Annotated in this window: 23 protein-coding genes; 6 read left to right on the top strand and 17 right to left on the bottom strand. The window is 59.3% G+C overall.

The features are described from left to right. Window positions 1–38: 38 nt before the first annotated feature. Window positions 39–245, bottom strand: a complete 207-nt coding sequence (locus tag ACXHRN_RS03750) for a hypothetical protein (protein WP_488640004.1) — start codon at window positions 243–245, stop codon at window positions 39–41. 130 nt (window positions 246–375) lie between these two features. After that, window positions 376–585 (bottom strand): cold-shock protein, encoded by a 210-nt coding sequence (locus tag ACXHRN_RS03745; RefSeq protein WP_488640003.1) that lies wholly within the window; start codon window positions 583–585, stop codon window positions 376–378. A gap of 300 nt (window positions 586–885) precedes the next feature. Here ACXHRN_RS03745 and ACXHRN_RS03740 point away from each other — a divergent pair, with 300 nt between their 5' ends. Then, on the top strand, window positions 886–1599 hold the full coding sequence (locus ACXHRN_RS03740; protein WP_488640002.1) for an MBL fold metallo-hydrolase: 714 nt from the start codon (window positions 886–888) through the stop codon (window positions 1597–1599). Between the two features lie 176 nt (window positions 1600–1775). Here the strand turns inward: ACXHRN_RS03740 and ACXHRN_RS03735 are convergent, their stop codons facing one another. The 8 genes from ACXHRN_RS03735 to chvE form a co-directional block, all read right to left on the bottom strand. Next, window positions 1776–2213, bottom strand: a complete 438-nt coding sequence (locus ACXHRN_RS03735; protein ID WP_488640001.1) for a DUF4411 family protein — start codon at window positions 2211–2213, stop codon at window positions 1776–1778. Next, a complete protein-coding gene (locus ACXHRN_RS03730) occupies window positions 2210–2461 on the bottom strand; it encodes a type II toxin-antitoxin system Phd/YefM family antitoxin (RefSeq protein ID WP_488640000.1) in 252 nt (83 codons plus the stop codon). Before ACXHRN_RS03730 ends, ACXHRN_RS03735 begins: the two co-directional genes overlap by 4 nt. Before the next feature lie 100 nt (window positions 2462–2561). Further along, entirely contained in the window at window positions 2562–4301 is a 1740-nt protein-coding gene (araD, locus tag ACXHRN_RS03725) for an L-arabinonate dehydratase (RefSeq protein ID WP_488639999.1), read from the bottom strand. A gap of 26 nt (window positions 4302–4327) precedes the next feature. Next, window positions 4328–5761, bottom strand: coding sequence for an aldehyde dehydrogenase family protein (locus tag ACXHRN_RS03720; RefSeq protein ID WP_488639998.1), 1434 nt, complete (start codon window positions 5759–5761; stop codon window positions 4328–4330). A gap of 55 nt (window positions 5762–5816) precedes the next feature. After that, entirely contained in the window at window positions 5817–6812 is a 996-nt protein-coding gene (araD1, locus tag ACXHRN_RS03715) for an AraD1 family protein (RefSeq protein ID WP_488639997.1), read from the bottom strand. 116 nt (window positions 6813–6928) lie between these two features. Next, on the bottom strand, window positions 6929–8143 hold the full coding sequence (mmsB, locus tag ACXHRN_RS03710; protein WP_488639996.1) for a multiple monosaccharide ABC transporter permease: 1215 nt from the start codon (window positions 8141–8143) through the stop codon (window positions 6929–6931). Continuing rightward, window positions 8143–9678, bottom strand: coding sequence for a multiple monosaccharide ABC transporter ATP-binding protein (gene mmsA, locus ACXHRN_RS03705; protein ID WP_488639995.1), 1536 nt, complete (start codon window positions 9676–9678; stop codon window positions 8143–8145). The genes mmsB and mmsA overlap by 1 nt, the downstream gene beginning before the upstream one ends. Before the next feature lie 120 nt (window positions 9679–9798). Beyond that, window positions 9799–10866 carry a multiple monosaccharide ABC transporter substrate-binding protein gene (gene chvE / locus ACXHRN_RS03700; protein WP_488639994.1) on the bottom strand — a complete coding sequence of 356 codons (1068 nt, stop codon included), beginning with the start codon at window positions 10864–10866 and terminating at the stop codon, window positions 9799–9801. 307 nt (window positions 10867–11173) lie between these two features. Between chvE and ACXHRN_RS03695 the strand changes: the two genes are divergently transcribed. Both ACXHRN_RS03695 and ACXHRN_RS03690 read left to right on the top strand, forming a co-directional pair. Next, entirely contained in the window at window positions 11174–12148 is a 975-nt protein-coding gene (locus tag ACXHRN_RS03695; RefSeq protein WP_488641819.1) for a LysR family transcriptional regulator, read from the top strand. Between the two features lie 50 nt (window positions 12149–12198). Next, window positions 12199–12660 (top strand): hypothetical protein, encoded by a 462-nt coding sequence (locus ACXHRN_RS03690; protein WP_488639993.1) that lies wholly within the window; start codon window positions 12199–12201, stop codon window positions 12658–12660. Here ACXHRN_RS03690 and ACXHRN_RS03685 read toward each other — a convergent pair. Beyond that, a complete protein-coding gene (locus tag ACXHRN_RS03685) occupies window positions 12657–12980 on the bottom strand; it encodes a hypothetical protein (protein WP_488639992.1) in 324 nt (107 codons plus the stop codon). The genes ACXHRN_RS03690 and ACXHRN_RS03685 overlap by 4 nt on opposite strands. 76 nt (window positions 12981–13056) lie before the next feature. On the opposite strand from ACXHRN_RS03685, the gene ACXHRN_RS03680 reads away from it, so the two are divergent. Together ACXHRN_RS03680 and iolG are read left to right on the top strand one after the other, a co-directional pair. Then, the gene (locus tag ACXHRN_RS03680; protein ID WP_488639991.1) at window positions 13057–13284 is read left to right on the top strand and encodes a hypothetical protein; all 228 of its coding nucleotides are present in this window, start codon (window positions 13057–13059) and stop codon (window positions 13282–13284) included. Between the two features lie 4 nt (window positions 13285–13288). Next, entirely contained in the window at window positions 13289–14278 is a 990-nt protein-coding gene (gene iolG, locus ACXHRN_RS03675) for an inositol 2-dehydrogenase (protein WP_488639990.1), read from the top strand. A gap of 50 nt (window positions 14279–14328) precedes the next feature. On the opposite strand, the gene ACXHRN_RS03670 is transcribed toward iolG, so the two are convergent. The 6 genes from ACXHRN_RS03670 to ruvC all read right to left on the bottom strand — a co-directional run bounded on the left by ACXHRN_RS03670 (window position 14329) and on the right by ruvC (window position 18183). Then, the gene (locus ACXHRN_RS03670; protein ID WP_488639989.1) at window positions 14329–15204 is read right to left on the bottom strand and encodes a metallophosphoesterase; all 876 of its coding nucleotides are present in this window, start codon (window positions 15202–15204) and stop codon (window positions 14329–14331) included. Next, the gene (ruvB, locus tag ACXHRN_RS03665) at window positions 15205–16245 is read right to left on the bottom strand and encodes a Holliday junction branch migration DNA helicase RuvB (RefSeq protein ID WP_488639988.1); all 1041 of its coding nucleotides are present in this window, start codon (window positions 16243–16245) and stop codon (window positions 15205–15207) included. Window positions 16246–16325: 80 nt separating this feature from the next. Beyond that, on the bottom strand, window positions 16326–16943 hold the full coding sequence (ruvA, locus tag ACXHRN_RS03660) for a Holliday junction branch migration protein RuvA (RefSeq protein WP_488639987.1): 618 nt from the start codon (window positions 16941–16943) through the stop codon (window positions 16326–16328). A gap of 12 nt (window positions 16944–16955) precedes the next feature. Next, complete coding sequence (locus tag ACXHRN_RS03655; protein ID WP_488639986.1) at window positions 16956–17372, bottom strand: type II toxin-antitoxin system VapC family toxin; 417 nt, start codon at window positions 17370–17372, stop codon at window positions 16956–16958. Beyond that, window positions 17353–17616: an AbrB/MazE/SpoVT family DNA-binding domain-containing protein gene (locus tag ACXHRN_RS03650; RefSeq protein ID WP_488639985.1), complete on the bottom strand. Its 264-nt coding sequence runs from the start codon at window positions 17614–17616 to the stop codon at window positions 17353–17355. The genes ACXHRN_RS03655 and ACXHRN_RS03650 overlap by 20 nt, the downstream gene beginning before the upstream one ends. Before the next feature lie 54 nt (window positions 17617–17670). Then, window positions 17671–18183, bottom strand: a complete 513-nt coding sequence (gene ruvC, locus ACXHRN_RS03645; RefSeq protein WP_488639984.1) for a crossover junction endodeoxyribonuclease RuvC — start codon at window positions 18181–18183, stop codon at window positions 17671–17673. A 243-nt stretch (window positions 18184–18426) separates the two neighbouring features. Between ruvC and ACXHRN_RS03640 the strand changes: the two genes are divergently transcribed. Continuing rightward, window positions 18427–20724, top strand: coding sequence for a methyl-accepting chemotaxis protein (locus ACXHRN_RS03640; protein ID WP_488639983.1), 2298 nt, complete (start codon window positions 18427–18429; stop codon window positions 20722–20724). The last annotated feature ends 59 nt before the right edge of the window (window positions 20725–20783 follow it).

Raw genomic sequence — 20783 nt, 5'->3', positions numbered from 1 at the left:
TGCCTCAGCGAAGTCGATCGCCAAACAAGCGGAAAAGCTTACTTGCTCTTCGTATCGTCAGCCGCAGCAGCAGCCTCCGCTTCCTTGGCCTTGCGCAATTCTCGCAGGCGCGCGGTCTTCTCGTCACGCGCAGCAGCCACGGCATCGATCTCGGAAATCGTGCGGCTTCGCGCCAGAAATTCGGTTTGCGTCTTGCCAAAAGCGGCTTCGGCCTGTTCGCGGGATTTGGATGTGTTCGAGGACATGATGACCATCCCATTTTGATAGTGCAGGCTACAGGCGAAAAAAAAGGCCAGGCTTGAGCCTGACCTCCATTCGTATTCTACCCTTCAACGGTGCCGGTACATCCGTGGTCACCGGAAAGGCTGAATACAATCAAGCAGCGCGAAGCTGGCCTGCGGACATCTTGCCCGACTTGTTGTCGCGCTCGAGTTCGAACGAAAGCTTCTGGCCTTCGACGATTTCGCGCATGCCGGCACGCTCAACAGCGGAGATGTGAACGAACACGTCTGCACCGCCGTTGTCAGGCTGAATGAAGCCGAAGCCCTTGGTGGAATTGAACCATTTAACTGTGCCAGTGGTCATAACGAACCCTCTCTTTAGCAATTCACATTCTGCATCGCATCAAAACGCGATGCTGGTTATCTCGATTTTTGAAGGGGGAAGTTCGTCAGTCGCGCCGAAACGGTTGGAGCAACAAAGATCAATCTAACAACTATCGATTTGATTTCTATAGGGACTTCCTTAACCTCTGTCAACTTTTAGTTTTTCAGGTGTGCAATTGCGACCCTTTGTTGACTGGTTGTAACCGCTCTGGACGCCACCTGGGGACCATGTATTGCTGTGCAAGCTGCAGCGTCCGCTAGGTGGAGAAGAGGAATTTCGATGGTGTCCTGGTTTGTCACCGAGCGGCCGAGCGACGGCGTCATCCGGATCACCGAGCCGCATGTCCACGAGTTCTACCGCGCCAACTGCTATCGCATTTCCGGCCGCGATTTCGATATCCAACTCGATTTCGGTGTGGGTGTCGAAGACCTTACTGCGGTATCACCGGCATCCGGCCACCCCGTGCTGGCGATCGCCACCCACGCCCATGTCGATCACGTCGGCAGCTTCCACCGCTATATCAGACGCGCCGGCCATCGCCTGGAGGCACACACCTTTGCCAACATGGATGACGATGGCACAGTCGAATCCTGGTTCCGCAACGAGGCGATGCCCGTCGCCCAACCGCCCTACCCCAACTGGACATTGGAGGCCTGCCGGCTGCAGCCGGCACCGCTGACAGAACTGCTGGAGGAAGGCGACAAGGTCGATCTCGGCAACCGCGTCTTTAAGATCCTGCATCTTCCCGGCCATTCACCCGGCTCGATCGCGCTGCTGGACGAGAAGAGCGGAGAGTTCTTCAGCGGCGACGCGATCTACGACGATACGTTGGTGGATGACGTGCCCGGTGCTGATATCGAGACCTATCTCAAGACAATGCAGCGCCTGCTGGATCTCGATATCACGATTGGCCATGGTGGCCACGGGCCAAGCTACAACAAGCAGCGGATGCAGGAAATCGCCCGGAGCTATATCGCGTCCAAGCAAGGCTAGAAACGAAAAAGGCCAAGCACTTGGCCTGGCCTCCCTGGCATTCTCGCTTTCGACCGTGCCAGTACATCCGTGGTCACAGGAAAGTCCGAATACCGATAGTTTTATCTGTCAAATGTTACAGATTTATTTCTCGTCTGATCAATATATGGGGCGGATGGGAATATTTTCAAGGCCCCTCAAGAAACGGGCAGTTCGAACGCGACCCCAAGCGGCTGAAAATGCTTCGTGTTTTCCGTCACCACGATCAAGCCATGCGAAGCGGCGGTGGCGGCGATGATAACGTCCGCCAGACCAGGATCGAAACCGCTAGCGCTCGCGTCCTCTTCCATTCTGCCAGCGCGCAATGCGACGGTCCGATCCATTGACAGGATACGATCCTCAAACATTTCGAGAAGCCCATCCAGCCAGGTCTGAAGCTGCCTCGATTTTTCGGTGGCGCCCTTGCGCTCAAGCTTTCGGATACCCTTGGCGATCTCGGCGATGGTCATTGCCGAAATGAAAATCTGGTCCGCAGCACCTTTTTCATGCAGCCAGTTGCTGAACGCGGGCGAAAGCTCGGAGCGTTGCGGCGCCAATTTCGAGATAACATTCGTATCGAGCAGGTAGCCGCTCAAAAGTCGACATCCCGCATCTTCGAGACACTGCGCTCGAATTCAACGCCACCCGGAAAGCGCATCAGATACTCGCCGAAATTTGGCCGATCACGCCCCATAGCCTTCTTGGCTGCCTCCGCTGCCTCGACGCTAACTAGCGCTGCAACAGGTTTTCCGTGGCGGGTGATCGTCACGAACTCGCCTTTGATTGCCTTGTCGACCAGATCGGAGAATCCGGCCTTGGCATCCTTCAAACTGACTTGTGACATTGCATCACCCTAAAGTGGTCATTAATGACCACTTTAGCATATCGTAATAGCAATTCAATATGCCAAAAAGAAAGGCCGGATCGCTCCGGCCTCCTTGTCTTTAGTGGCTGTCCTTGCCGACCGCGTTTCCGCGACATCCCTTGAGGAAGTCGAGGTCGGCGCCGGTGTCGGCTCCCTGGACATGCTGCTGGTGCAGAAAGGCATAGCCTGATGTCGGCAGATCATGGTTCGGCTGCCATTCGGCGAGCCGGCGAGCCAATTCCTCTTCGGAAATGTCGAGATGCAGACGACGGTTCGGCACATCGAGTTCGATCATGTCGCCGTTCTTCACGACGGCCAGCGGTCCACCGACCGCCGCTTCCGGCGACGTATGCAGTACCACGGTGCCGTAGGCCGTGCCGGACATGCGGGCATCGGAGATGCGTACCATGTCGGTGATGCCCTTCTTCAGCACCTTGGGCGGCAGGCCCATATTGCCGACTTCGGCCATGCCCGGATAGCCCTTGGGACCACAGTTCTTCATGACCATGATGCAGTTCTCGTCGATGTCGAGATTGTCATCGTTGATCTTGGCCTTGTAGTCGTCGATGTCCTCGAACACCACAGCCCGGCCACGATGCGACAACAGATGCGGCGAAGCGGCAGACGGCTTCAGCACCGCGCCCTTCGGTGCGAGATTGCCGCGCACCACGACGATGCCGCCCGACTGCGTCAACGCCTTTTCAGCGGGCAGGATGACGTCTTCGTTCCAGTTGACGACGTCCTTGACCTCGTCCCACATCGTCTCGCCGGAGACGGTCAGCGCGTCCTTGTGCAGAAGGCCCGCCTCGCCGAGGCGCTTGATGACCACCGGCAGGCCGCCGGCATAGAAGAACTCTTCCATCAGGTACTTGCCCGACGGCATCAGGTTGACGATGGTCGGCACGTCGCGGCCGCAGCGGTCCCAGTCATCCAGCGTCAGATCGATGCCGACACGACCAGCCATGGCGAGCAGGTGGATGACAGCATTGGTCGATCCGCCGATGGCCGCATTGGTGCGAATGGCGTTTTCGAAGGCTTGCTTCGTCATGATGTCGGACGGCTTCAGGTCATCCTTGACCATCTGGACGATACGACGACCGGTGAGTTGCGCCATGACCTTGCGGCGGGAGTCGACCCCGGGAATAGCGGCGTTGCCGGAGAGCGCCATGCCGAGCGCCTCGGCCATGGAAGCCATGGTGGAGGCGGTGCCCATGGTGTTGCAGGTGCCCGACGAACGGCTCATCGACGCTTCCGCTTCGAGGAATTCGGCCTGCGTCATCTCGCCGGCCTTCACCATTTCGGAGAACTTCCACAGATGCGTGCCGGAGCCGACGCGTTCACCGCGGAAATAGCCGTTCAGCATCGGTCCGCCGGTGACGACGATCGACGGCAGGTCGACGGAGGCCGCTGCCATGATCAGCGACGGCGTTGTTTTGTCGCAGCCGACCAGCAGCACGCAGCCATCCATCGGCTGGCCGCGGATCGTTTCCTCGATCGCAAGCGCCGCGAGGTTGCGGTACATCATCGCGGTCGGGCGGAACGTGTTTTCGGATGCCGAGAATACCGGCACTTCCATCGGGAAGCCGCCCGCCTCCCATACGCCAGCCTTCACCTTTTCGGCGAGCTCGCGCAGATGGCCGTTGCACGGCGTCATATCCGACCAGGTGTTGAGGATGCCGATGACCGGACGTCCGTCGAACAGGTCATGCGGATATCCCTGGTTCTTCATCCAGCCGCGGTGATAGATAACGTCGCGGCTGGTACCACCGTACCATTCCTGCGACCTCAGCTTGCGCGGCCATTCCGCTTTCTTAAACATTGTACTGTCCTTTCAGGCGTATGTGGTTACGCCTGCGTGTAGGCGGTCTTGACCGTGGTAAAGAATTCGTTGGCGTATTTGCCCTGCTCGCGGCTGCCGAAGGACGAAGCCTTGCGGCCGCCGAACGGAACGTGGAAATCGACGCCTGCCGTCGGCAGGTTGACCATCACCATGCCGGCCTCGGCGTTGCGCTTGAAGTGCGTGGCATGTTTCAGACTGGTGGTGGCGATACCGGAGGACAGGCCGAACGGCGTGTCGTTGGCAACGGCCAGCGCTTCGTCGTAATTCTTGACCCGAATGACCGAGGCAACTGGCCCGAAGATCTCTTCGCGGCTGATACGCATCTGGTTGGTGGCTTCGGTAAACAGCGTCGGCTGCAGGAAGAAGCCGGGATTTTCGCGCTCGACCAAATCACCGCCGAAAGCGAGATTGGCGCCTTCCTGCTTGCCGATGGCGATGTAGTCGGTGTCGGTCTTCAACTGGCGGGCGTCAACCACCGGGCCGATATGGGTACCGGCCTTCATGGCGTCGTCGACGACGAGCGTCTTCAATCTTTCCGTCAGCGCGGCGACGAACTTGTCGTGGATGCCTTCGGTAACGATGATACGCGAGGATGCCGTGCAGCGCTGGCCGGTGGCGAAGAAGCCGGAATTGGCGGCAGCTTCGACGGCAACGCCGAGATCGGCATCGTCGAGCACGACGAACGGGTTCTTGCCGCCCATTTCCAACTGGAACTTGCGGTTATGCTCGATCGAGGCCAGTGCGACGCGCTTGCCGGTGCCGGTCGAGCCGGTGAAGGTAAGACCCGAAAGCAGCGGGCTGTCGAGCATGACCTGGCCGACCACCGAGCCCTTGCCCATGACGAGGTTGAGCACGCCCTTCGGCAGACCAGCGCGGTTCAGGATGTCAACAATCGCCCAGGCGCAACCCGGAACAAGTTCAGCCGGCTTGAACACCACCGTGTTGCCGTAGCAGAGTGCCGGCGCGATCTTCCAGGCCGGGATGGCAATCGGGAAGTTCCACGGCGTGATGATGCCGATGACGCCAAGCGGATCACGGGTGATTTCAACGCCGATGCCGGGACGAACCGACGGCACCATTTCACCGGTGAGACGCAGCGCTTCGCCGCCGAAGAAGTCGAAGATCTGCGCAGCGCGCATCACTTCGCCGACGGCTTCCGGCAGGGTTTTGCCCTCTTCGCGTGCCAGCAGCGCGCCAAGCTCATCCTTGCGAGCCATGATCTCATCGGCGGTCTTCTTGAGGACCGTGTGGCGCTGCATGATGCCCGAGCGCGACCACTCCGTAAATGCTGCCTTGGCTGCTTCGATTGCCGCGGTCATGTCGGCGGCATTGCCGGATGCGTAATGGCCGACGACTTCGTTGGTGTTGGACGGATTGATGTTCTCGACGGACTCGCTGCCGACCCATTCGCCGGCGATCAGGTTCTGATGCAGTGCCATGATGTCATTCTCCTTATCGAGCGACCTCGGCCAGGATGCCGGGTGCCCCAATCATTTACAGTGTGCGAACCGAAATCTGTTCTTCGGCAGCAATTTTCAGCGGATTGCGCAGGGCAATCCCGAATTCCGGAACTTCAATCTCGAACACGTCGCCTTCTTCCGGCTTGATGCCATCGGCAAACGACAGCGTCGCCGTACCGAACATGTGCACATGTATTTCGCCCGGTTGACGGAACAGTTGGTACTTGAAGTGATGATATTCCAGGTTGGCGAACGTGTGCGACATGTTCGCCTCGCCAGACAGGAACGGCTTCTCGAAGATCACCTTGCCGGCGCGACGGATGCGCGAGGTGCCGCGAATGTCTTCCGGCGGCGCGCCGATGCGGATTTCCGGGCCGAAGCTCGCCTGGCGCAGCTTGGAATGGGCGAGATAGAGATAGTTGATCCGCTCGGTGACGTGATCGGAGAACTCGTTGGACACCGCAAAGCCAACGCGGAACGGCGTGCCGTCCTCGCCGATCACATAGATGCCGGCCATTTCAGGCTCTTCGCCGCCATCGAGCGCGAAGGAGGGCGAGACCAACGGCTGTTCGCTGGCAATCGCCTGCGTGCCGTTGCCCTTGTAGAACCATTCGGGCTGTACACCCTTTTCGCCGGCCTTCGGCTTGCCATTCTCGATGCCCATCTTGAACATCTTCATGGAGTCGGTCAGCGTTTCCTCGGCAGCTTCCGTGGTCTTCTTGTGCATGGAATCACGCGTCGCGGCCGAGCCGAGATGCGTAAGACCAGTACCCGTGAGGTGCAGATGCGCCGGATCCGGATGCGTGATCGGTGGCAGGAACTTGCCTGCGTCACGTGCCTTTTCAAGATCGACGACATCGCCAAGGCCATGCGCCTCGATCACCGAGACAAGCGACTTGCCGGCCTTCGCGGCCTCCATCGCCAACGCATAGACGCTGGCGGCGTTGTTGACGGCACGAGCCTGCGCGCCGGCTTCGCGGGCAGCGACGATGATGCCGCCATTGTCGCCCTTGATCTGGGAAATAAGCACGTCTTTATCCTTTCGAATGGCAAGCCTCTAGCGTCGGTGGCAGGCGTATTCCTGCCCCCTGAGGCTGCGCTTCATTGAATTGGCGGGCCTTTGCCCGGGCAGGCTGAGGTTCGTCCTCAGCCCTTTCTTTTGTTGTAGACGTCGAAGTAGACGGCTGCGAGCAGCACCAGGCCCTTGACCAGCTGCTGGTAATCGATGCCGAGACCCATGATCGACATGCCGTTGTTCATGACGCCCATGATGAAGGCGCCGATAACCGCACCCGTGATCTTGCCAACGCCGCCAGAGGCCGATGCGCCGCCGATGAAGCAGGCAGCGATAACGTCAAGCTCGAATCCGACGCCGGCTTTCGGCGTTGCCGAATTCAGGCGAGAGGCGATGATCATGCCGGCCAGAGCGGCCAGAACACCCATGTTCGCGAAGGTGAAGAAGGTCAGGCGCTCGGTGTTGATGCCCGAGAGCTTGGCCGCCTTTTCGTTACCGCCGAGAGCGAAGATACGACGGCCAATGGTCGAGCGCGTGGTGATGAACGTGTAGAACACGATCAGCACGGCCATGATCACCAGCACGTTCGGCAGGCCCTTGTAGGTCGAGAGCTGGAAGCCGAGGAAAATCGCCACGACCGATGTGATCCCCATCTGCAGCGCGAAGAACAGGAACGGTTCATTTTCGGATCCGTGCTTTTCGTTGGTGGCACGCGAACGAAAGCCATTCCAGATCATCCAGGCGACCGCGACAACGACAACGATAAGCGCAGTCCAGTTCTTGATAAGGCTTGTCGATGGATCACCCGCAAGGAACCACAGGAAGTCGGGCACGAAGCCGGTCGACAGTACCTGGAAGTCCTTGGGGAACGGCCCGATCGGACGGTTCGAAAGAACAACATAGGTCAGGCCGCGAAAGACCAGCATGCCTGCCAGGGTAACGATGAAGGCCGGGATCTTCTGGTAGGCGATCCAGTAACCCTGTGCCGCGCCGATGAGTCCGCCGAGAATCAGGCAAAGCGGGATGACGATGGGGTAGGGAATGTGCCATTTGACCAGCATGATAGCCGCAAGACCGCCGACCAGCGCCACGATCGAGCCCACCGACAGATCGATGTGACCCGCGACAATGATCAGCAACATGCCGAGCGCCATGATGACGATGAACGAATTCTGCAGCACCAGGTTGGTGAGATTGACAGGTCTGAACAGCACGCCGCCGGTCAGCACCTGGAAAAACAGCATGATGACGACGAGCGCGACGAGCAGACCGTATTCGCGGATATTCTTCCTCAGATAGTCGCCGACGGACTGGCCTGATTTTACGGTGGTGGTTTCCGAGACCATTAGTGCTTCTCCCCGGAACGCATGATAGCGCGCATGATTGTTTCCTGACTTGCTTCGGCTTTCGAGAGTTCGGCGACGATGCGCCCCTCGTTCATCACATAGATCCGGTCGCAAGTGCCGAGCAGCTCGGGCATTTCAGACGAGATCATCAGGATGCCTTTGCCTTCTGCGGCCAGCTGGTTGATGATGGTGTAAATTTCGTATTTGGCGCCGACATCGATGCCGCGTGTCGGTTCATCGAGGATCAGCAGGTCCGGGCTGGTGAACAGCCACTTCGACAGCACGACCTTCTGCTGGTTGCCGCCGGAGAGGTTGACAGCCTCCTGGTAGATCGAATGCGAGCGGATGCGCAGCTTGGTGCGATAGTCGGTCGCGACCTTGGCTTCCCGGTTTTCATCGATCACGCCGCTGGACGACACGGCATCGAGATTGGCAAGCGTGGTGTTGTCCTTGATATTGTTGATTAGCACCAGGCCGAGCTGCTTGCGGTCTTCCGTCACATAGGCCAGACCGGCATCAATCGCCTTCGGGATGGTGCTAACATCGACCGGCTTTCCGTGCATCAGCACTTCGCCGGTGATCTTGTGGCCCCAAGCCTTGCCGAAGATGCTCATCGCCGTCTCGGTACGCCCGGCGCCCATCAGGCCGGCGATGCCGACGACTTCGCCAGCCTTCACATTCAGCTTCACATTATGCAGGAACTGGCGATCGCGGTGGTTCTGGTGAAAGACGTTCCAGTTCTTGACCTCGAAGATCGTCTCGCCGATCTTGACGTCGCGGGGCGGGTAGCGGTCGTGCAATTCGCGGCCGACCATGCCCTTGATGATGCGGTCTTCGCTGACTTCTTCAGTGGCAGCATCCAGCGTCTCGACGGTCGTGCCGTCGCGAATGACGGTCACCTGGTCGGCGACCTTCTTCACTTCGTTGAGCTTGTGGGAAATGATGATCGATGTCATGCCCTGCTTGCGGAATTCCATCAGCAGCGTCAGCAACGCGTCCGAATCCGCTTCGTTGAGCGAGGCAGTGGGCTCGTCGAGGATCAGCAGCCGCACCTTCTTCGACAGCGCCTTGGCGATTTCGACCAACTGCTGCTTGCCAACACCGATATTGGTAATGAGCGTCGACGGCGCTTCCTTGAGCCCGACCTTGTCGAGCAGCCCCTGGGTGCGCAAAAACGTCTGCGGCCAATCGATCACGCCATTGGTGGCGACTTCGTTGCCGAGGAAGATGTTTTCGGCGATCGACAGAAGCGGCACGAGCGCCAGCTCCTGGTGAATGATGATGATGCCGAGATGTTCGCTGTCCGAGATCGTGTTGAAGCGGCGGACTTCGTCGTCGAAAACGATGTCGCCATCGTAGCTGCCGGCGGGATAGACGCCACTCAACACCTTCATCAAGGTGGATTTTCCGGCACCATTTTCGCCGACGAGCGCGTGGATCTCGCCTTCGCGGACCTTCAGGTTGACATTGTCCAGGGCCTTTACCCCGGGGAATGTCTTGGTGATACCGCGCATTTCAAGAATGATATTGTTCATGATCAAGCATTCCAATCCGATCCGAAGGTCCCGCGGACCGGGCGACTATTAACGTACGCTCTTTAAGAGACAAGGGTCCGCAAGTAAATGCGGACCCCCATTTTACAGACGATCCAGCGATCAGTTGTTGATCTGGTCTTCGGTGTAGTAGCCAGCGCCGACCAGTACGTCCTTGTAGTTGGTCTTGTCGACAGCAACCGGCTTCAGGAGGTACGAAGGAACGACCTTGACGCCGTTGTCGTAGGTCTTGGTGTCGTTCACTTCAGGCTCCTTGCCGTTCATGATCGCATCGACCATGCCGACAGTAACCTTGGCGAGTTCGCGGGTGTCCTTGAAGACGGTCGAATACTGTTCGCCAGCCAGGATCGACTTGACGGACGGCAGTTCTGCGTCCTGACCGGTAACGATCGGCATCGGCAGGTCGCCCGAGCCGTAGCCGACGCCCTTCAGAGCCGACAGGATACCGATGGAGAGACCGTCATAAGGAGACAGGACGCCATCGACATGCGCATCGGTGTAGGTCGAGGACAGCAGGTTTTCCATGCGAGCCTGGGCAACGGCACCGTCCCAACGCAGCGTGCCGACCTGGTCCATGCCCATCTGGCCGGACTTGACGACGATCTTCTTGGAGTCGATCAGGGGCTGCAGGACAGACATTGCGCCGTCATAGAAGAAGAAGGCGTTGTTGTCGTCCGGCGAACCGCCGAACAGTTCGACGTTCTTCGGAGCAGTCGCGCCTTCAAGCTTGAGGCCCTGGACGAGCGAAGTCGCCTGGAGCACGCCGACCTGGAAGTTGTCGAACGTTGCGTAGTAATCGACATTGCCGGAGTCACGGATCAGGCGGTCATAGGCAATAACCTTGACGCCAGCATCGTGGGCCTTCTGCAGGATGTCGGAAAGCGTCGTGCCGTCGATGGCGCCGATGACGAGAACCTTGGCACCCTTGGTGACCATGTTTTCGATCTGCGACAGCTGGTTCGGAATATCGTCGTCAGCGAACTGCAGGTCCGGGGTGTAGCCGGCTTCCTTGAACAGCTTTTCCATGGTTTCGCCATCGGAAATCCAGCGCGTGGATGTCTTGGTCGGCATGGAAATCCCGACGACGCCCTTGTCGGCGGCGAATACCGGAGCGACGAAGGCAGCAACCGAGATTGCGGCTGCGGCGAGCAGCGAAGTAATCAGTTTCATGAAGGTTCTCTCCCTATTTCATGGCACAGGCGGCACGGCCGCCTGAGGATCTGAACGCTGGGTTTCAGTTTGGACAACGGCGCAACCGATGTCCTGCCTTTTCAAGGGCGTGCTTGGACGTAGCGTCAAGCGCTCCCCCTCATTCCCTCCCCGGCGTTCGCCCCTTAACTGCAATCAAACCCTTATACCTGTCAAATAGAATAACGATAGTATTGCATAACAAAAACGGTATAATCCTCAAAAAGTCATACTTTTCAAATGGAAGGGTTCCATGGCCAAATTTGGAAAAGCCCAAGAAAATTTGCAAATCGCCCGCCAAAGCGGCTATCCGCCTGAAAATGAGGCTGATTCCCTCATCAAGGCAGGATTGAAACTTAACCATCTGAGGCTCATTTCCGCCATCGCAGACCATGGTCAAGTCAGCGCCGCAGCGGAGATTCTCAACATCTCTCAACCTGCGGCTTCCCGCATGTTGCACGAAGTCGAGTCACTTCTCAAGGCACCTCTGTTCGAAAGGGCGGCCAAGGGCATGGTGACGACTCGTTTTGGCGAGGCGATGGCCAAGCGGGCGCGCACCATCCTGCTCGAAATCCGCGAGGCCAACCGCGAGATCACCGAGCTGAAAACCGGCTACGGCGGCTCCGTGAATTTCGGCTCGGTCACCGCGCCCGCCATCGGGCTCGCGGTGCCGGCCATCAAGAAGGTCCGCAGCCTCTATCCCGCCATCCAGATCAACTGCCAGCTCGAGACCAGCAACGTCATGGCCCGCGATCTGCTGTCGGCCCGCTACGACTTCATCATCGGCCGCATACCGGACGACTTTAATCCGCAGCACTTCAATGCGACGCTGCTCGGCATCGAACGCGCCTGCCTGATCGTCCGCTCCGGCCATCCGCTGCTGACCATGCCGCCGCCGGCACTCTCCGAACTCAGCCATTATGACTGGATCTTCCAGCCGCCGGGCTCGCTGCTGCGACGGACGATGGAAACCATGTTCATGCAGGAAGGCGTGCCGGCTCCCGCCAACATCGTCAGCACCTCATCCGTTCTGCTGACCATGGCGCTGGTGTCCGAAAGCGATGCCATCGCGCCGATTGCCGAAGAGGTAGCGCGCTTTCTCGAAAGCCAAAGCAGCCGCATGGGCGAAATTGCCATTCTCGGCACATCCTTCGAGATCGTCCTGCAACCCTTCAGCCTGATCACCGCGCGCGGCCGCGCCCTGCCGCCCTCGGCCAAGCTGCTGCACGACCTGATCCTCGAGGAATCCTGGCGCCAGCAGTGACGCCAGCCTCGCTTAACCGTCATCTGTGAACATGTCGGGCAGGAGTTCAGATGACGCTGTTCGGAAAATCACTATTCGAGACCGTGCTTGCGGGCATCGACGCACGCAAGGACGAAGAAGACGAGGCAGACGATCCCTCCGAACCGGCCATCCGTGGCCTGAACGGCGGCTTTGTCGGCCGCAATTTTCATGGCGATCACTTTTCCGATGCCGACCCATCAGCGCAATTCGAGAATTTCATTGAGGACCCCACGCCGGTGCCGATCGCCGAGCCGGTGCCAACAGAGCCTGAGAAACCCCGTTGGCTCAACCGTTTGACGGATGACGAGATCGCCGAGGACGTCGGCCTGAGCAGTGCCCTCACAAAACACCAGCTACAGGAAAAGCGTCGCGCCTTTGCGCGTGAAAACCATCCCGACACGGTCAGCCCCGAATATCAGGCCATTGCGACATTGCGGATGATGGTCGCCAACCAGTTGATCGACAAGGCGCTTAAGTCGGCCAGGACCTAGTCGGGCTTCTTCTCGTCCGCCGGCGTCTCCTGCGCAACGGCCTCGGAAGCCTCGTCGGCTTCATGCTCATCCGGATCTTCCGGGCGTGCTGCCGGCACGACCGGATCGGCCGGCGGCTTGTAGGCCACGAACAATGTATAGATGCAATAGGCGGCAGCGGAGATGGCGATCACTGCCCAGAACGGCTCGCGCGCAATCGACTCGGCAATGGCCCAGATAACCACCGAAAAACAGATCGCTCCCCGCAGCCAAAGCGGTTTGTAGAACGGATTCTGCGTGTCGATCAGATAAAAGGGTGTCTTGCTCTTGTTCGGCGCCATCTCATCCCACGTCCCGTTCCCGTTCCAAGGCTGATGCCACATATGTTCATGCCGGGCAAGGCGAGGTGAAACGATCATGTCGCTCAGCTTGCGATGGAATAAATATTCCATCGATACGAGATTGAACATTTCGTTCCGTTTTGCTAAGCATGGCGGCGGGAGGCAGAGCGGCCGCGAAGGCGGCACGATCCGCAACTTTGAAACATTCCCCGCATTCCCTTTTGCTGCATTCACCATGCAGGTAAGGAAGCATGCCATGACAACAGGCGAGCCGGCACCCGGTGCCGAACAACATAGAGAGTGAGACAATGACCGTAAGATTTGGAGTGTTGGGCGCCGGCCGGATCGGCAAAGTGCATGCGAAAGCTGTGAGCGCCAATCCGAATGCAACGTTGGTGGCCGTGGCCGACGCCTTTGCCGATGCGGCAACCGCACTTGCGACCCAGTATGGCGCCGAAGTACGCTCGATCAGCCAGATCGAAGCGGCCTCCGATATCGACGCCGTGGTTATCTGCACCCCCACCGACACCCATGCCGATCTGATCGAACGTTTCGCCCGCGCCGGCAAGGCGATCTTCTGCGAAAAGCCGGTCGACCTCGATGCGGAACGCGTCAAGGCCTGCCTGAAGGTCGTGGAAGAAACCGGCGCCAAGCTGATGGTCGGCTTCAACCGCCGCTTCGACCCGCATTTCATGGCGGTGCGTGCCGCAATCGACGCCGGCAAGATCGGCGATGTCGAAATGGTCACCATCACCTCGCGCGACCCGGGCGCCCCGCCGGTCGATTACATCAAGCGCTCCGGCGGCATCTTCCGCGACATGACGATCCATGACTTCGACATGGCGCGCTTCCTGCTCGGCGAAGAAGTGGCTTCCGTCAGCGCCCATGCTGCTGTTCTGGTCGATCCGGAAATCGGCGCAGCTGGCGACTATGACTCGGTCACCGTGATCCTCGAGACCGCCAAGGGCAAACAGGCAGTGATCTCCAATTCCCGTCGCGCCACCTATGGCTACGACCAGCGGATCGAAATCCATGGCTCCAAGGGCGTTGTCTCCGCCGAAAACCAGCGGCCGGTATCGATCGAGATCGCCAATGGAGACGGATATACGCGTCCGCCGCTGCATGATTTCTTCATGACCCGCTATACGGAAGCCTATGCCAACGAGATCGCCTCGTTCATTTCGGCGGTCGAAAAGGGTTCGAAGATCAGCCCCAGCGGCACCGACGGCCTGATCGCGCTGCAACTCGCCGACGCAGCACTGGAAAGCGCCAAGACCGGCAAGCGCGTCAAGCTCTGATCAGCGGTGACAAGAAATCGGAAAGGGTGGCTTCGGCCGCCCTTTCTCTTTCAGGCAAGGTCGATCTCGAGAATCTCCGGCCATGCCCCGAAGCGTATGGGCACCCCGGTGCAGCCCAGTCCGCGCGATACGATGATGTGACTGCCATTCTCCTCGATATGCCCGCCGATATAACGGCTGCCATAGCGCGACGGCACGACGGGTGCCCAGCCAAGAATGTTGATCTGCCCACCATGCATGTGTCCCGAGAGGGTCAGGCTAACACGTTCCGAGACTTCAGGGAAAATATCCGGCTCATGTGCCATCAGGATCACTGGGCTCATGTCTGTGACCTGCGTCATCGTGCCATGCAGGTCATCAAGACCGCGCGACCGCAGCGCCAGTTGATCTCCCAGCCCCGCAAGCCAGAAGGGATGGCCATCTTTTTCAAGACGCAAAGCCTCATTGATGTAGACAGAGATTCCGGCGTCCCTAAGTGCCACCTCGCTGAACGTTTGACGGGTAGGATCCAGCTGAAAGTCCGGATCGTCCCAATAATCGTGGTTGCCGAGGATCGCGTGCACGCCGAGTGGCGCCTTCAGCACGCTCAGCGCGCTACCCCATTTGGCGGGATCGACAATGGCCCCCGCATGCTTCATGCCGGTCGCATAGTCGCCAAGCAGCAGGACGATATCCGGCTCAAGCGCATTGGCCTGGTCACAGATCGACTTTATGCGCTCGGCGGTCATCCATGGATCACAGGCATGAAAATCGGCGAGTGCCACGATCTTCAGCTTTAGACCCCGCGTCCAGTTCGGCGGATGCAACGTATATTTGGCAATCCGCGGCCGGCCCATGGCTTCGACGCCAACCGAATAACCGCCAAGGGCCGCGACCGCGGCCACGCCCGACAGGATGAGTTTGAAAAAACCGCGGCGGGTGAGCAACTACTCTTCATCCTGGAACAGCGCAAATTGTGTCGCCGCCAGGTTTGCCGGCGGATTGAGACCCAGATGCTTCCATGCATTTGCGGTCAAAACACGGCCGCGCGGCGTGCGCTGGATGAATCCCTGCTGGATGAGATAGGGCTCGATGATGTCCTCGATCGCGTCGCGTGGCTCCGATAGCCCCGCCGAGATCGTTTCGATACCGACGGGGCCACCGCCGAAGTTCTGGGCGATCATGAAGAGATAGCGCCGGTCGAGCTGGTCAAAGCCCATATGGTCGACATCCAGCCGGGTCAGCGCCGCATCCGCGATCTCGCGGGTTACCGCCTCGGCCTTTGCTACCTCGGCAAAATCGCGCACCCGCCGCAATAGCCGGCCGGCGATGCGCGGCGTGCCGCGTGCCCGGCGGGCGATCTCGCGCGCGCCTTCGTCGGTCATGCCCAGCCCCATCAGCCGCGCCCCCCGGCGCACGATCTGTTCGAGTTCCTCGACTGTGTAGAAATTCAGGCGCACCGGAATGCCGAAACGGTCACGCAATGGATTGGTCAAAAGGCCCAGGCGAGTGGTCGCCGCGACAAGCGTAAACTTCGACAAGTCGATCTTTACAGAGCGTGCCGCCGGCCCCTCGCCGATGATCAAGTCGAGCTGGTAGTCTTCCATCGCGGGATAGAGAATTTCCTCGACGGCCGGATTGAGCCGATGGATTTCATCGATGAACAGCACGTCGCGTTCTTCGAGATTGGTCAGCAGCGCTGCAAGATCGCCGGCCTTGGCGATCACCGGCCCGGAGGTCGAACGGAAATTCACTCCAAGTTCCTTGGCCATGATCTGCGCAAGCGTCGTCTTGCCGAGGCCGGGCGGCCCAACGAACAGCACATGATCGAGCGCCTCGCCACGATTCTTGGCCGCCTCGATGAAGATCTTGAGATTGGCGCGCGCCTCCGCCTGCCCGGTGAATTCGTCGAGCGACTGCGGCCGAAGCGCCGTATCGAGGTCATCGCCGCGCCGCTCAGGCGTAAGGAGCGTGTTCAGTTCACTCATTGCAGAAGTTCCATGCCATTGCGGCAAATGCCATTGTCTCCCCCTCGCTTAGCAATCTAGGCGACCGATGGGAATTGATTTCAACGCGCCAGCTCTTTCAGACCAAGCCGGATCAGCTTGGCGCTGTCAGCCCCCTCACCGCCATTCTTCAGTGCAGCCGCGATCGCATTGGCCGCCTGATCGCGCGAATAGCCGAGATTGGTCAGCGCCGAGACCGCATCGGAGACAGGCGCTGCGGCGACACCCTCGCCGAGTTCCTGCTTGAGGCCGATATTGATCGCGCTCTCACCTGCGAATGCCGGTGCTTTGGCCTTGAGCTCGGTGAGAATGCGGATGGCGACCTTCGGGCCGACACCAGATGCCCGCGAGATCGCCGTCTTGTCCTGCAGTGCAATCGCATTGGCGAGCTCAGACGGTGTCAGCGTCGACAGCACCGCAAGCGCCACCTTGGAGCCTACCCCCTGGACGATCTGCAGCAGTCTGAACCACTCCCGTTCCAGTGCCGATGTGAAGCCAAAGAGCTTGAGCTGATCCTCGCGCACATAAGTCTCGATGAACAGTACGACCACCTCGCCGACCGATCCGGCCCTCGACAACGTCCGGGCAGAGCAGAAGGCGACGTAGCAGACACCATGCACATCGACGAGCAGGTAATCCTCGCCGATTTCCTCGATGGTGCCTTTGAGTTTTCCGATCATGAATGTGGTCCGTCAGGATTGGGATTCGGGGGAGATGAGATCGAGAGAAGGAAAATAGCCGCGGTAGCGTTGAGGATCTCGTGTTAACAGTCGATACGATTTCACCATCGCATGCGCTCCGATGAAGAAATCGGGCAGAGTACGTTCACGTGCACCACCAGCCTTCCTGTAAGCAACATGTGCCCGTCCAGCCTCATAAGCGGCCGAAAAGGGTAATGCTTCTCGCACAAGGTCGAGTGGCGCCAGAGTCGCCGCCAAATCTGCCTCGCTCGGCTGCATTCCCGCAAGCTCAGCCCAAACAATCGGCGTGAGCACGAGCTGCGCCTGACGTTTCCATATCGTCAGCTGACGTGCTGACCATTCCAGAAACGGTGTCGGTCGTCCGAACACATCAATCAGCACATTTGTATCAACGAGGATCGAGGTCATCACGTGGTCCCCTCAGCCACTGCATATATTCATCGGCTGTCATCCCGTCGGTATCGAAAGTGCCACTGACGCTTCGGATCCAGTCTTCGAAGTCCTTGGGGTCACGATCCGCATGGCTGGCGATCAATACGAGCCTTGCCCCTTTTTCGTCGGGCAAGAATTCCACCTCCGACCCCGGCACGATGCCGAGCCGGTCGCGCACATCCTTGGGAATTGTAACCTGGCCTTTTTCGGTGACTCGCATGGTAATACCTCTCAGGTATTACCTAGCAGGAAGCCGGAACAAGTCAAGAACAAACTATCCGCCGAGCGCCCTCAGCCTTGCCCGTGCGCCACCCATGTGATGCGCGTGGCAGATAGCAATCGCCAGCGCGTCGGCTGCGTCAGCGCCGACGAATACCGCTTTTGGCATCAGCACTTTCAGCATCATCTGTATCTGCTGCTTCTCGCCATGGCCGACGCCGATGACCGCTTTCTTCACAGCGTTCGGGGCATATTCGGCAACCGGCAACCCGGCGCGTGCTGGTACCAGCATGGCGATACCGCGGGCCTGGCCGAGTTTCAGAGTCGCGGTCGCGTCCTTATTAACGAAGGTGTGTTCGACCGCCGCTTCATCCGGCTTGTGGATATGGATCACCTCGACCAGTCCGTCATGCAGCTGGCAGAGCCTAGAGGCAAGATCAGCCTTGTCATCGGATGTCACGGTGCCTGAAGCAACGAATTTCAGCGAATTGCCGAGCGTATCGATGATACCCCAGCCGGTGCGGCGTAGGCCCGGATCGATGCCGATGATACGAATCAAGCTGTTCATCGCTCTTCTATAGTCGCTTCCAGCTGAACTAGCCATGTGCGCAGCATTGCACTTCGCCGGCGACTGCCTTGATATCGTCACAAAAGTGAACAGCCAAGCCCGCGTATTTACCGGGAATTAAGCAGTTCTGGCGGAAAACTGACAGTCAGAGAAATACCGAATGCGGTGCGATTTGCCGTGTGGGGCCGCCGCGCCCACCCTTCTACACAATTGAACATGACGCTCGATGCGATGGGGAATTCGATGCCACGTTTGTTTCAGTCCTTGCAGGCCAAAGTTATAGCCATCTTCCTGGCACTCACGGCAGTTTCCGTCGCCGGCTTGTCGGTCCTGAGTTACGTCGGTTCCAGCACCATTTTCATGGACCAGACATCGGCATCGATGAAGAGCATCCTTGAATTCCGCGCCAGCAACCTGGCCAACCAGCTGCATCAAGTCCGAGACCAAGCCTCCTCGCTTGCCAAGATCGAAGCCGTGCAGCAATCGATGGTCAACCTGAAGGGCGGCTGGAAGAGCCTCGACAAATCACCAGGCGATGCCCGCAAGGAACTGCAAAAGTACTTCGTCGCTGAAAATCCCAATCCGCCTGAAAAGCGCAACCTGCTGATCAAGCCGGAAGGCCCCGGCGGCTACTACTATTCGGCGCATGAAGCACTTCAGCCTGAGGTGGGCAAGCTGCTTGCCGCCAGCCCGTTCAGCGACCTGCTGATGGCCGACAGCAAAGGCAATATCTTCTTCACCTACCAGAAGGGCGAGGCTTTCGCGGAAAATGCCACCGAGCCGAAATTGTCGGCAACCGGCCTCGGCAAGGTCTATGCGCAGGCTGTCGCAAGCGTGGCGAAGGCGGAAGGCGATGATATCCCGGGATCCTTCTCCGGTCTGGTGATGAACAAGGCAGAGAAAACCTCGGATGTTTATGTCGCGGTTCCCATTGCCAATCTCGGTGTGCTGCGCGGTATCATGATCTTCAAGGTCCGCGACAGTGTGTTGAGCCAGGTGCTGACAATGGCGATCCCGGAAGGCAGCTCCGAGCAGACCAACATCATCACGTCGGACAGTACCGTGATCGGCGCCACGGCAGATGGTCATCTGACGCTGCCGGATGCAGCCGCCTACGACTATCGCGATGCGGCCTTGGGTTCGGCTTCGATGACCAGCGCGCCGTTCAACCGAACTGATGGCGCCGCCACGAGCTTCAGCGCGAAATTGAACGACGCGGGCGAGACCTACCTGATTTCCGAAAGCGTGCTCAACAGCGAGCTGAATGCCGGCGCCATCAACATCGCCAGCCTGCTCGCGATCTTCGGTGTCGTCGTCCTCGCCGCTACTTCAACCATCGCCTGGTTCATTCTCCAGCGCATGTTCGCGCCGCTTGCCAAGCTTGCATCAGCCACCGAGAGCGTTGCCAATGGCGATCTCGAAACCGTCATCAAGGGCGAGAAGCGCAAGGACGAGATGGGCACGATGTCGCGCGCGCTGACCCGCTTCCGGGATTCGCTGATCGCCCAACGCGAAATGCAGGCGCAGGCGAAGTCCGCCGAACAGGCCGACGAGGCCGCCCGCCTCCATCGCCAGCGTGATGAACGCGCCCAGGCCGAGAGCCGCGAACGCGTGGTTGCAGCACTTGGCCAGGGCCTCAACCAGATGGCCGAAGGCAATCTCGCTTTCGAGATCAGCGACAGCTTCCCGCCGGAACTCGAAAGCCTGCGCCACGACTTCAACAGTTCCGCTGCCCGCCTTGCCGAGGCCCTGACGGCAATCGGCGAAAACTCGACCGCCATCTCGGCCGGTTCAGACGAAATGCGCCAGAGCGCCGACCAGCTCGCCACCCGCACCGAGCGCCAAACCGCATCGATCAGCGAAGCGGCTAGCGCCATCGATGCGATCACCGGCACCGTGAAGGCGCAGATGGCCCGAGCCGAGCAGGCCACCCGCATGGCCAGAGGCGCCACCGAGGGTTCCGAAGCCTCCGCGAGAATCATGGAGCAGACGATTCAGGCGATGCAGGCGATCCAGGGGTCGTCGCAACAGATCAACACCATCATCAGCGTCATCGACGAGATTGCTTTCCAGACCAACCTGCTGGCGCTCAATGCAGGCGTCGAGGCTGCGCGCGCCGGCGAAAGCGGCAAGGGCTTTGCCGTCGTCGCTCAGGAAGTCCGCGAACTCGCCCAGCGTTCGGCCAAGGCCGCCAAGGAAATCTCCGGTCTGCTCAACAAATCGACGGGTGAAGTCGAAGTCGGCGTGGCGCTTGTCGAGAAGGCCGGGGCATCGCTCAAGGCGATCGGCGCCGATGTCCGTGCCATCGGCAGCGAGATCGAGGCGATGATGCTGTCGACCCGCGAGGAATCCCAGAGCCTCGGCGACATCAACGCTTCGATCAGCCAGATCGAAACCATGACCCAGCAGAATGCCGCCATGGTCGAGGAAACCACGGCCGCGATCCACAAACTTGCACAAGAGGCCACGGAAATGGATAGCCGTCTTGGTCAATTCCATCTGGCAGCCGCCGCAGCGCAACAATGGCGCAAGGCAAGCTGAGCCAAATCGACCGTGCATACTTGAACAAATCCGGCGCAGTTCCTAGCTTGGGGAGATCA

It is taken from the genome of Shinella sp. OV683, from assembly GCF_057787725.1.
This window is presented reverse-complemented; position numbering and strand designations above follow the sequence as displayed.

What these genes read in the sequence shown, in the direction of transcription:
- chvE (WP_488639994.1), bottom strand. Translation starts at nt 10,866, where the DNA reads ATGAAACTGATTACTTCGCTGCTCGCCGCAGCCGCAATCTCGGTTGCT.
- ACXHRN_RS03745 (WP_488640003.1), bottom strand. Translation starts at nt 585, where the DNA reads ATGACCACTGGCACAGTTAAATGGTTCAATTCCACCAAGGGCTTCGGC.
- ACXHRN_RS03690 (WP_488639993.1), top strand. Translation starts at nt 12,199, where the DNA reads ATGACGCTGTTCGGAAAATCACTATTCGAGACCGTGCTTGCGGGCATC.
- ACXHRN_RS03680 (WP_488639991.1), top strand. Translation starts at nt 13,057, where the DNA reads ATGTCGCTCAGCTTGCGATGGAATAAATATTCCATCGATACGAGATTG.
- ruvA (WP_488639987.1), bottom strand. Translation starts at nt 16,943, where the DNA reads ATGATCGGAAAACTCAAAGGCACCATCGAGGAAATCGGCGAGGATTAC.
- ACXHRN_RS03685 (WP_488639992.1), bottom strand. Translation starts at nt 12,980, where the DNA reads ATGGCGCCGAACAAGAGCAAGACACCCTTTTATCTGATCGACACGCAG.
- ACXHRN_RS03640 (WP_488639983.1), top strand. Translation starts at nt 18,427, where the DNA reads ATGCCACGTTTGTTTCAGTCCTTGCAGGCCAAAGTTATAGCCATCTTC.
- ACXHRN_RS03720 (WP_488639998.1), bottom strand. Translation starts at nt 5,761, where the DNA reads ATGGCACTGCATCAGAACCTGATCGCCGGCGAATGGGTCGGCAGCGAG.
- araD (WP_488639999.1), bottom strand. Translation starts at nt 4,301, where the DNA reads ATGTTTAAGAAAGCGGAATGGCCGCGCAAGCTGAGGTCGCAGGAATGG.
- ruvC (WP_488639984.1), bottom strand. Translation starts at nt 18,183, where the DNA reads ATGAACAGCTTGATTCGTATCATCGGCATCGATCCGGGCCTACGCCGC.
- ACXHRN_RS03750 (WP_488640004.1), bottom strand. Translation starts at nt 245, where the DNA reads ATGTCCTCGAACACATCCAAATCCCGCGAACAGGCCGAAGCCGCTTTT.
- iolG (WP_488639990.1), top strand. Translation starts at nt 13,289, where the DNA reads ATGACCGTAAGATTTGGAGTGTTGGGCGCCGGCCGGATCGGCAAAGTG.
- ACXHRN_RS03740 (WP_488640002.1), top strand. Translation starts at nt 886, where the DNA reads ATGGTGTCCTGGTTTGTCACCGAGCGGCCGAGCGACGGCGTCATCCGG.
- ACXHRN_RS03655 (WP_488639986.1), bottom strand. Translation starts at nt 17,372, where the DNA reads ATGACCTCGATCCTCGTTGATACAAATGTGCTGATTGATGTGTTCGGA.
- ruvB (WP_488639988.1), bottom strand. Translation starts at nt 16,245, where the DNA reads ATGAGTGAACTGAACACGCTCCTTACGCCTGAGCGGCGCGGCGATGAC.
- mmsA (WP_488639995.1), bottom strand. Translation starts at nt 9,678, where the DNA reads ATGAACAATATCATTCTTGAAATGCGCGGTATCACCAAGACATTCCCC.
- mmsB (WP_488639996.1), bottom strand. Translation starts at nt 8,143, where the DNA reads ATGGTCTCGGAAACCACCACCGTAAAATCAGGCCAGTCCGTCGGCGAC.
- ACXHRN_RS03650 (WP_488639985.1), bottom strand. Translation starts at nt 17,616, where the DNA reads ATGCGAGTCACCGAAAAAGGCCAGGTTACAATTCCCAAGGATGTGCGC.
- ACXHRN_RS03730 (WP_488640000.1), bottom strand. Translation starts at nt 2,461, where the DNA reads ATGTCACAAGTCAGTTTGAAGGATGCCAAGGCCGGATTCTCCGATCTG.